Genomic DNA, 10,155 nt, shown 5'->3' with positions numbered 1-10,155 from the left:
AGCGTCATGACCTCCCGTTCGTCGCCGACGGCCAGAAACGTCCCATCCTTGATGGCGACGGCGCTGGCGCTCGGATTCGCACGGTTCAGCGTGGTGAATAGACCAGAATGCAGAATGAGATCGGCTTTCATGGACGTGGCTCCCATCGAGGATCGGGTTGCGTCTGAAGCATCGGCGGGCACTTGTGGCCCGTGAAGGACAAAGCCCGCTGCGGCTCCGAGAAAGGTGCGGCGCGTGGTCATGATGCCTTATCCTGAGCATCGGCCGTCTGCTCGGAGGGCCTTGCCCCTTGTGGCAGGTGGCCGAAGACGTGCGGACGCACCTGATGCGACCAGGACTGCGTTGCCGGTTCTTTCTGCCAGAAGCTCTTGATGAGGGGCGGGATCTGCTCGCCGACCAGGATGCCGAGCAGACCAACCAGGGCGACCACCGGCGGTGCCGGTGAGCGCACGTTGATCAGGCTGTAGATGACGCCGACCAGGAGGCCAGCCCCGAGCGACATGAGGTAGACTTTCAACAATGCCTCCCTGGCGGATGCATGAGGAGGGGTGGCGCATCGATGGCCAACACGCCGCCGCCTTCATGGGCCGATCAGCCCTCGTGGGCGCCGAACATGGTCTTGGCGTAGATGATGCCGAGGCCGTAGGCGCCGCCGTACTTCTTGGCGATGCCCGTGGTCATGTCGTAGGTCTCGGTGCGCGCCCAGTCGCGCTGAAGCTCCAACAGGTATTGCAGCGAGGTCATCGGCCTGACGCCAGCCTGAATCATGCGTTCCACCGCACGCTCATGCGCTTCGGTTGAGACGTCGCCGCACGCATCGGTGACGACATAGACCTCGAAGCCCTGATCGAGCGCTGAGAGCGTCGGGCCGACGATGCAGACGGAGGTCCAAAGGCCGGCGAAGACCAAGCGGTTCTTTCCGATCCGGTTCACCTCCTCGATGACGGCGGCATCCTCCCAGGTGTTCATGGAGGTGCGGTCGAGGAGCCTCTGGCCCGGGAAGGCCTCCGTGATCTCGCTGAACATCGGGCCGGAAAAGCTCTTCTCCGCAACTGTGGTTAGGATCGTCGGCACCTTGAAGCCGGCAGCTGCCTGGGAAATCAAAGCGGCGTTGGTGCGAAGATTGACGGCATCGATCGACTTCGTCGCAAACGACATCTGTGACTGGAAGTCGATCAGGATCAATGCGTGATCGGTGGGGCTGATGAGCTTTGAGCCGGGAGTGGGAGATGCTTTGATCGCCATGGTCGGTCCTCTTGGGGTGGAACTGCCGCAGGACAATGGCGCCATTGAGCCTCGAAATCTTGGACAATCTGAAACTCGGTTGGACGATTTGGTCGTGTCGCGGCGGAGAGCGCCGACAAACAGCAAAAGAGTGCAAGACAAACGGCTCTCGCCGCGATTAGGGTGCAGGAAATGATACATCGGAGGAGAGCCATGGCCGGACGCGGCCTTCATCACGTCACGGTGATCTCGAGCAACGCCGAGCGGAGCTGGCGCTTCTACGCATGCCTGCTCGGGATGAGGCTCGTGAAGCGGACGGTGTCCCACGAGGACCCGGGCACGTTCCACCTCTGCCTCGGCGACGAGACCGGCCGGCCCGGCACGCTGTTCACCCTGTTTCCTTGGCAACGCGTGCCGCGTGGGAGGCGCGGGGCTTGCGAGGCATGGCAGACATCGTTCCGTGTTCCGTCGGGCTCGCTGGACTGGTGGACGCGGCGCCTCAGTGCGGCGGCTGTCCGCCATCGGGCCGGCCAGACCGCATTCGGTGAGAATTGCCTGACCTTCGAGGATCCGGATGGCGCCTTGCTCGCTCTCGTGGAAACGGGCCTGCCCGCGCAGGCGACAACCTGGCGACATCCTGAAGTCCCTCCTTCCTGTGCGCTCCAGGGACTTCACGATCTGGTCTTGAAGGTCCGCGAGGCCGATCCGCTGGGAGAGCTGTTTCGGGAAGTCCTGGGCTTTGCCGAAACAGGTCGTCATGGCAAATTCATTCGGCTCGCGGCCCATGACGGAGCGGGCGGCACCATCACGCTCGACGAGAGCGGCCGCCTCGCACGAGGCCAGCTCGGGGCCGGAAGCGTGCATCACGCCGCTTTCCGCGCCCGTGACGCGGTCGACCAGGACGCTCTCGTCCAAGCCCTCCATGATCGGTACGGGATCGTCGCGACAGCGCCAAAGGATCGAATCTATTATCGATCGGTCAATTTCCGCTCGACCTGCGGCATCCTCCTGGAGATCGCGACCGACGGGCCGGGCTTCGAGGTCGATGAAAGCTTCGAGACGCTGGGCATGAGCTTGATGCTGCCTCCCGTTCTCGAGGCGCGGCGGGGCGAGCTTCAACAGCTCCTGCCTCCACTTCCGTCCCCGACATGCAAGCATCGTGTGCCTGATGGGCGAAGACCCGATGGCCGCCCGCAACTGTCCTGAGATCTCCGCAAGCCACCTCGATCATCGGACGCAAGAGTGGGCCCACTCCTACGTCCGATGCTCATGTTCTGTGACGAGCGCATCGTTCTTCGCGAACCGAAGGTCCGCGTCAGCGGAAAACCGGGCCCACTGTTCCACGAGGCGCTAGACCTGAGGTCGCCTCATGCGGCCTTGCAGCATGGCCACGATGGCCGTTGCCTGCGCTTACCGCAGCATCGACCTGCGCCAAGCGCCAGGGCTCGCGCCGACAGAACGCGTAAAAACGCGCGTGAAATAGCTCTGATCTCCGAAACCGCAGATGAGCGCGATGTCGGCCAGAGGCAGGGTTGAGGACAGGAGGAGGTCCTTGGCTTCCTCCAAGCGGATATGCGTCAGATACTGATGCGGGCTCATCCCCGTCGTGCGGCGGAAGGCCTTGGCGAAGTAACTCGGCGTGAGATTGCACTCGCGTGCGACATCGGCAATCGTGAGACGGGCGGCAAGCCGGGAATGCAGGATCTCCTTCGCGCGGCGTTCCTGCCATGCTGCGAGGCTGCCATTGGGTGGGATCGGTGGAACGTGCATACCCCCATAGCCTTCCGCGAAGTAGGTCAACAGACTCAGCGCCATCTGATCGACGAAGAGTTGGTTGGTCTGCGCCATCTCCGGCGGTGCGGACAGAAGGAACGCACACATTGATCCCAGAATCGGGTCGGAGGCATCAGGCAAAGCGCGCAGGGTCGAAATCGGCGAGGCGCCACGCTCATAGGCTAAATCGTCGAGAGCTTCCTTGCGCATGTAGAATTGCACGCCGTCAAATGGACCCCGAATTCGACTGCGGGGGTCTTCCGACAGATCGGCTGCACTGACTGTTCCTGCTGCGAAGCCTCGAGCATACCGCATGCGGCCATTGAGCCAGAACTCGTGCTCTTCCACATCCTTCAACTTATAGGTGGCGCTGAAGGCAGCCTCGGGTTCGATCAGAACTGTCCGCTCCCGGTCTTGGCGCATACAGGTCAGCCGCGTCACGGCGAGCGAAAGACGATCCCCCTTCGAGACCTGCAGAATGCTCTGACTGACCATCTCGAGATGGCGTCCAAGCCGTTGGCCAAATAGCCCGGAGTGTGTGTTTTCCTGAACGGTTGCCATATCAACGAGCCATAATAACGATTTTGTCCATGGGCGGCCTCTTATCTCGTGTGTTCCGCTGGCCTATCGACCCACCCTGCGCCCTTCATCTGGCCGTCCGGCAAGAATGGCCGCAGGCATCGCCAAGGTGTTGAAGACGGACATGTCAATCCGGGTTCAGGTCTGACTCCTAGGCGGCACCCACGATACTGGTCATCTCATCCCAGACCTGACCGTATAATTTATGCCTTGTAGCCCTTGCGGTTGGGCATTCCATACTAGCGCTTGCAGTTGGGCATCCCATACCTGTGTATGATCGCGCTCCCAAGCGAAGGCGCATTCTCAAGAGAAGGCCGGCGGCCGGTAGCCTCGCCCTTGCTACGCGGCTGGTCGTTTTGGATACGATCATCATGGCGGCTGGCTGGCCTCTTCACTCGTGAACCGGTGCTGCTGAACCTGTCCCTCAATGAGCTTGCGCTGCTTGGCGACTTCCGCTGCCAGGAAATCGAGAAATACCCGGACCCGTGGCGAATGGCGCAGATCGGGATGGGTGAGGAGCCAGAGGTCGGCAGAGAAGTCGGGGGTAGGCGGAGCAAGGCGGATAAGCCCTGGCCGGGCATCGCCGATGAAGCAGGGGAGGTGACCGATGCCAAGGCCTTGCTCGACCGCCTCGGCCAGCCCAAGGACCGTGTTGACTTTGTAGCCGATCCGCTCCGGCGAGACGTGCTCGTGCACGAACTTCACCGCCTTGAGCGTCGCGAGATTATCGCCCAGGGACACCCAGTCGCGCTCGTACAGACTTCCTTGGTCGATAGCCTCCGGATCGGGGAAATCATCAGCGCGGCCATACAACGCCCACGCGATGGTCGCGGCTCGCCGGCCGACGAGGTTCTCGGGCGGATTGTCGGTGGCGCGGATCGCCACGTCGGCATCGCGCTTCGACAGGTTCAGCTCCTGGTTGGCCAGAACCACATCGAGGCGCACATCCTTGCACTTCTTCCGGAACTTGACGAAGAGGGGTGTGAGCAGATGGATCAGGAGCGAGTCGTTTGTGGTTACCCGCAACTCGCCCGCCGGTGCCAGTTCGCGTCCCGCCATCTTGCGGGTGAAGGCGGTGATGTCCTCGTCCACCCTCTGCGCCAAGGCGACCATTTCCTCGCCGACTGCGGTAAGCGTGTAGCCGCTGCGGTGGCGTTCGAAGAGCTTGGATCCGAGCGCCTCCTCTATCTGGCCGAGGCGGCGGAACACGGTGGAATGGTTTATTCCAAGGAGCACGGCTGCTGCAGGTAAACTACGCACGTCGGCGATAGCCTTGATCAGCCGAAAGTCGTCCCAAGACAAGTTCTTGTACGGTTCAACCATGGTAAGCCACCGTGCAGATGAGCGGCGGCGCGGGGACGCGCCAGCCGCCAATTTCGGGTTGTTCGTTAGCTGATACGAGGGCGCAGCGAAGCCGTCGAGCCACCCGTAAAGGCAACGGGCTTCATGGCCAAGGCGCCATCGCCGATCAAGATGTGAGCGAGAGCTGCAAGAGCAAGGAACGCCGGATACTCCCAGCCGCCGTTTGGAGCATTGAACACCCAGCCGTTCGGAGCATGGACGAGAAGGGCGCCGAGCAGGACTGGGAGCAGCACGACTGAGACCGCGCGGGCATAGAAGCCGGTGAGGATAGCAAGGCCGCCGATCAGCTCAGCCAGGATGATCGGCCAGGCGAGGAAGCCCGGGAAGCCGACTTGACCAAGGAAGCCGGCGAAGCCCGGCACCGTAAACACGGCGATCTTCAGGTAGGCGTGGGCGATGAACATGATGCCGAGGCCGGCACGCAGGGCGAAGGCGCCGTAAGGGGCAAAGCGATTGTCGATCATGGGTCTGTCTCCTGGACCGGAAGCGGTCCGTTGGCGACAAAGCTGATCCTTTCGACAATGCAATGCAATTGAACGACGAGCAATTTCGAGATTGCACCTACGCAATCGAAACCGCATGGCGTTGGGCCGGAACCGGCTTATCTCTGGAGCAACACGGGGGCGCCGGTTGCCCCACGAAAGGACACGACAATGCGCCAGAACGGCATCCATCACGTCACGGCCATCGCAGGCCCGGCCCAACGCAATCTTGACTTCTACACCCGCGTTCTCGGGCTGCGCCTGGTCAAGAAGACCGTCAACTTCGACGACCCCGGCACCTATCATTTCTACTATGGCGACGAGGCCGGCCAGCCCGGCACGATCCTGACCTTCTTCCCGTGGGAGCATGCGGCTCCAGGTCGGCTCGGCGTCGGCGAGACCCAGGAGACGGTGTTCCGGGTGCCCGAGGGCTCGATCGGCTACTGGACGCACCGCCTGATCGAGAAAGGCGTGCCGCATGAGGCGCCCGAGAAACGCTTCGGTGAGACCGTTGTCGCGCTCAAGGACCCCGACGGCATGCGCCTGGCGCTGGTGGCGATGCCGGGCATCAAGAACGAGCCCGGATGGACCGATGGTGAGATCCCTGCTGAGCATGCGATCCGCGGTTTCCACAGCGCCAGCCTGCTGGTGCCCGAGGCCGCTCCGACCGGCGCGATCCTGACGGACGTGTTCGGCTTCAGGGAGATCGCCCGCGAGGGTTCGCTGGTCCGTTACAAGGCCGGGGACACGACGCTCGGCGGTATCGTCGACTTGCGTGAGGCGGGTGGCTTCCTGCGTGGCCGTCCGGGCGCTGGCACGGTCCATCACATCGCCTTCCGGGCGACTGACGACGCCGTGCAGGCAGAGATGGTCAAGAAGCTCGCCGAGAACCACGGCATCCGCACGACCGAGCAGAAGGACCGCGACTACTTCCGGGCGGTCTACTTCCGTGAACCGGGAGGCCTGCTGTTCGAGATTGCCACGGATGATCCGGGATTTGCGGTCGACGAGCCAGCCGAATCCCTTGGTCAGGCCCTGAAGCTGCCGCGCTTCCTGGAGCCGAACCGCGAGAAGATCGAGGCGGTCTTGCCGAAGGTCGCCTAACCCGACACCCCCAGCCTCGTTGCTTGGCACATCCGAGTAACGAGGTGCCATTCTCATCCCTCACCGCGGGCTGTGAGCCCGATGCCGAGGTCCCCATGACCACCACAACCGAACTCTCGTTCATCCACCGCTTCAAGCCAGCCACCGAACCCGGCAAGCCGCCGCTTCTGCTGCTGCACGGCACCGGCGGCAACGAGGATGACCTGCTGGCGCTCGGGCAAATGCTCTCCCCGGGCTCCGCCCAACTCTCACCGCGTGGCAAGGTGTTGGAGGGCGGCATGCCCCGCTTCTTCCGCCGTCTGCGCGAGGGTGTGTTCGACGAGGAGGACGTGCGCCGCCGGGCCCACGAGCTCGCCGATTTCATCGCCCACGCTCGGGAATCGTACAACTTCGCGGCCCCCGTTGCGGTCGGCTTCTCGAACGGGGCCAACATCGCCGCGGCGGTGCTGCAACTCCGGCCAGAGGCCCTCGCCGGGGCCGCCCTGCTGCGGGCGATGGTGCCGCTCCAAGACCCGCCCGCCGCCGACCTCACCGGCAAGCCCGCGCTGATCATCTCGGGTGCCATGGATCCCATCGTGCCGGAGGAGAACGCCAGGCGGCTGGCCTCGCTGCTGACAGGCGCGGGCGCCACCGTCCAGCACCACGTTCTCCCAACGGGTCACGGTCTGTCGCAGACCGACGTGGCCCTCACCAAGACCTGGATCGGCCAACTCTGAGCGTTCCCGGCAGGCGGGCTGTTGGCCCGCCTTGCCTCACAAGGACACAAACATGCAACTCACCGGTATCCATCATCTCACTGCCGTCACCGGCAACGCCCCGGCCAATCACGCCTTCTACACCAAGACGCTTGGCCTGCGCCTAGTGAAGAAGACCGTCAACCAGGACGACGTCAGCGCCTATCACCTGTTCTACGCCGACGGGCGTGGCTCGCCCGGCACCGACATCACCTTCTTCGACTGGCCCGTGGAGCGTGAGCAGCGCGGCACGCACAGCATCACGCGGACCGCCATGCGCGTCGCCGGGGCCGACACGCTCGTCTGGTGGAAGCAGCGCTTTCAGGACCTGGACGTCATGCATTCGGATATCGTTGAGCGCGATGGGCGGCTGACGCTTGACTTCGAGGATTTTGAGGGCCAGCGCCTCAGCCTTGTCGAGGACGACGGGGAGGGGAAGGCCCATCCGTGGGACAGCAGCCCCGTCCCGGCCGAGCACCAGATCCGCGGGCTTGGGCCTATCACCATCAGCGTGCCCGAGCTGCAATGGACCGAACTCGTGCTGACCAAGATCATGGGCATGACCCGCGTCCGGGACTACGCCACGCCTGGCAACGAGGAAACCCACACCCATGTCTACCAGATGGGAGCGGGTGGGCCGGCGGCGGAGCTGCATGTGTCCGTCGAGCCCAATCTTCCGATCGCCCAACCCGGGGCAGGGGGCGTTCACCACGTGGCGTTCCGCATCCCCGATGCCGATTACCAGGCTTGGGCAGAGCGGCTCAACCACGTGCGCATGCCGTCGAGCGGCCCGGTCGACCGGTTCTGGTTCCGCAGCCTCTACTTCCGCGAGCCGAACGGGATCCTGTTCGAGATCGCGACCGACGGGCCGGGCTTCGCCACCGACGAGCCGATGGACAGGCTCGGCGAGACGCTCTCGCTGCCGCCGTTCCTGGAAGAGTGGCGCCAGCAGATCGAGGCCGGCCTGAAGCCGTTGGCCAGACGCGATCCCCTCGAACCATCGCACGTCCGAAGTGAGACCCAGGGGCCAAGTATCTGATCAGGTGCACCGCCCGCCTTCAGAGTGTGAGCTGACTTCGGAAGAGTCGTGGGCATGCGCAGGACGGAAGCTGCCCTGCGCATCCCCCGGCTTGAAAACAGCGTAGGGGCAAGCTACACCAGCGGTGACATCAAGAGTTGGACTGACGTCCAACGCCAACCTGCTGACCGAGCAAGGTGGCGCTTCCGCCAGGAAGGATGTGGCCAAACCGGCAACGAAACGGGATCCCGCCACTGCGTCAGTCTGCTCTCAGGTTTGGGTGGAGTGATGCAAAAATACTGTTCGACTGATCTGCTGCTGGTGACGGGACCTTGTGACACGGTCCGTTACGCGGGCTCTTGTAAATGGAAAAGACGCTTCGGCCGATCCGAACGGTCGCACATGTACGTCGTCACCTACAGAAGGCCGCAACAAGAGGGAGACGCACCAGACGCGGCTTGGACCCACGTTTACCGGGTTTCCGACGACACCCGGACAGGACGGCCGGTCGTTTACGTGGAGGCCGTGTTGAAAGGGGATTGCATGGTCCGCGGCCTCGCCAGGGCCCAGCAGCTCATCGAGATCTTTGGTGACCCTTCCTGGTCGGCGCAAAGCCCTCTAAGCTCCTTCGACGCTGGTGAAGCCGCTTAGGGGACAAGTGCCTGTCTAGGCTCAGCATTGTTCGGCCAGTAAGTTCCTTAGGTCGGCAGACCCTTAGGGTAGTTTAGGGAGGCGGCAGGGATTTGCAGCAGTGCTCGGCGCGTTTGCCCCGGCCATTATGCGAGTTCCCAGTCCTTTTGGATTGTCGCGAGCTAACTGAGGAGATGACGATGGAGTTCATCCTGCGGCTTCAGTGCGATGACGTCCTCGGAGCCAGAATCGAGCGGGAGACACCGACGGGCTTGGTCACGATAGCGACTGCCGTGCCGCAGGACGGGAGCTTGGAGGTGCATCTCCTGGATTCCCCTGCAAACGACGGTTTGGAGTTTCTCGACGGGCTCCGGGCGCAGGATTGCAGCGATCTGAGACGGCAGCTGGCACGACCGAACGTGATGGTCGTCATGCCTGACGTTTGATGCGGACACCTGCAGGTGACGATCCTGGAGTGGCGTGTATGCTGCGTTTGGAGTGGCATTTTCCGGCATAGGCGCTGACAGAATGCACATCCGGCCAGGAGCAGCCCGAGGGGCGCTTGCCGAGCTTGAATGGGTTGGAGGCATCATGACACCCGATGACCTGTGGTTTGCTAACAACCCATCGCGGCGCTACCGGCTCCGGGAGGCGACCCGGCCCGAAGCGGATGCAGCACGCGCCGAGATGGGGCACAAGGAGCGGAGTGCTGCGCTGCATTTTTGGCGAATTGTCAGGCGGGACGGAACGGGCACCACATTCGGGTCGACAGCCTGGAGTGGTCCCTCTGTTCCGGCCGATACGGATGAGGCTCTTGAGGAACATCTGAGGGCATGGGGGGTGAGTGAACGGCGGGAGGGGGCATAATCCCGGCTTGTTGTTTCTTGGAGAGACCGATTGAAGATCGCGGACGCAACAACTGAACCTGTGCAGGTCAAGGAGAACATCAGATGAGCTGGAATCCCGCCGAAGATCCGAAACCCGGCGACAAGTTCGCCTGTGACGCCATCGAGACCGTGATCGTGCCGCGCGCCCGCGATCTCGGCAGCTTCGAGGTGCGGCGGGCGCTGCCGTCGGCGCAGCGGCAGATGGTGGGCCCGTTCATCTTCTTCGACCAGATGGGGCCCTCCGAGTTCCTGCTCGGATCCGGCATGGACGTGCGGCCCCATCCGCATATCGGCCTCTCCACCGTCACCTACCTTTTCGACGGCGAGATCGTGCACCGCGACTCGCTTGGAACCGAGCTGCC

General features: G+C 63.2%; 12 protein-coding genes and 1 riboswitch. Of the genes, 7 read left to right on the top strand and 5 right to left on the bottom strand.

Annotation, left to right across the window (positions count from 1 at the left end):
• Window positions 1-238 precede the first annotated feature (238 nt).
• Both AA309_RS29410 and AA309_RS29405 read right to left on the bottom strand, forming a co-directional pair.
• A complete protein-coding gene (locus AA309_RS29410) occupies window positions 239-517 on the bottom strand; it encodes a XapX domain-containing protein (protein ID WP_047192575.1) in 279 nt (92 codons plus the stop codon).
• A gap of 74 nt (window positions 518-591) precedes the next feature.
• Window positions 592-1,239, bottom strand: coding sequence for a hydrolase (locus AA309_RS29405; RefSeq protein WP_047192579.1), 648 nt, complete (start codon window positions 1,237-1,239; stop codon window positions 592-594).
• A gap of 198 nt (window positions 1,240-1,437) precedes the next feature.
• On the opposite strand from AA309_RS29405, the gene AA309_RS29400 reads away from it, so the two are divergent.
• Window positions 1,438-2,430: a VOC family protein gene (locus AA309_RS29400; RefSeq protein WP_052955084.1), complete on the top strand. Its 993-nt coding sequence runs from the start codon at window positions 1,438-1,440 to the stop codon at window positions 2,428-2,430.
• A gap of 204 nt (window positions 2,431-2,634) precedes the next feature.
• On the opposite strand, the gene AA309_RS29395 is transcribed toward AA309_RS29400, so the two are convergent.
• From AA309_RS29395 to AA309_RS29385, 3 genes are all read right to left on the bottom strand, one after another.
• Window positions 2,635-3,492, bottom strand: a complete 858-nt coding sequence (locus AA309_RS29395) for a helix-turn-helix domain-containing protein (protein WP_244470536.1) — start codon at window positions 3,490-3,492, stop codon at window positions 2,635-2,637.
• Window positions 3,493-3,945: 453 nt separating this feature from the next.
• On the bottom strand, window positions 3,946-4,899 hold the full coding sequence (locus tag AA309_RS29390) for a LysR family transcriptional regulator (RefSeq protein ID WP_047192573.1): 954 nt from the start codon (window positions 4,897-4,899) through the stop codon (window positions 3,946-3,948).
• A 65-nt stretch (window positions 4,900-4,964) separates the two neighbouring features.
• Window positions 4,965-5,402: a DoxX family protein gene (locus AA309_RS29385; RefSeq protein WP_047192572.1), complete on the bottom strand. Its 438-nt coding sequence runs from the start codon at window positions 5,400-5,402 to the stop codon at window positions 4,965-4,967.
• Window positions 5,403-5,591: 189 nt separating this feature from the next.
• Between AA309_RS29385 and AA309_RS29380 the strand changes: the two genes are divergently transcribed.
• The 6 genes from AA309_RS29380 to AA309_RS29350 all read left to right on the top strand — a co-directional run.
• The gene (locus AA309_RS29380) at window positions 5,592-6,524 is read left to right on the top strand and encodes a ring-cleaving dioxygenase (protein ID WP_047192571.1); all 933 of its coding nucleotides are present in this window, start codon (window positions 5,592-5,594) and stop codon (window positions 6,522-6,524) included.
• 95 nt (window positions 6,525-6,619) lie between these two features.
• The gene (locus tag AA309_RS29375) at window positions 6,620-7,240 is read left to right on the top strand and encodes an alpha/beta hydrolase (RefSeq protein WP_047192570.1); all 621 of its coding nucleotides are present in this window, start codon (window positions 6,620-6,622) and stop codon (window positions 7,238-7,240) included.
• A gap of 52 nt (window positions 7,241-7,292) precedes the next feature.
• On the top strand, window positions 7,293-8,297 hold the full coding sequence (locus AA309_RS29370) for a ring-cleaving dioxygenase (protein ID WP_084731800.1): 1,005 nt from the start codon (window positions 7,293-7,295) through the stop codon (window positions 8,295-8,297).
• A 122-nt stretch (window positions 8,298-8,419) separates the two neighbouring features.
• Window positions 8,420-8,526, top strand: a riboswitch (SAM-I-IV-variant riboswitch).
• A gap of 580 nt (window positions 8,527-9,106) precedes the next feature.
• Window positions 9,107-9,352 carry a hypothetical protein gene (locus AA309_RS29360; RefSeq protein ID WP_047192568.1) on the top strand — a complete coding sequence of 82 codons (246 nt, stop codon included), beginning with the start codon at window positions 9,107-9,109 and terminating at the stop codon, window positions 9,350-9,352.
• A 145-nt stretch (window positions 9,353-9,497) separates the two neighbouring features.
• Entirely contained in the window at window positions 9,498-9,773 is a 276-nt protein-coding gene (locus AA309_RS29355) for a hypothetical protein (protein WP_047192567.1), read from the top strand.
• Window positions 9,774-9,856: 83 nt separating this feature from the next.
• Window positions 9,857-10,155 (top strand): pirin family protein (locus tag AA309_RS29350; protein ID WP_047192566.1); only part of this gene is annotated, 299 nt, incomplete at its 3' end.

Source organism: Microvirga vignae (assembly GCF_001017175.1).
Lineage (GTDB): Bacteria > Pseudomonadota > Alphaproteobacteria > Rhizobiales > Beijerinckiaceae > Microvirga > Microvirga vignae.
The sequence above is the reverse complement of the archived record's forward strand: the minus strand, read 5'-3'. Positions and strand labels throughout refer to the sequence as shown.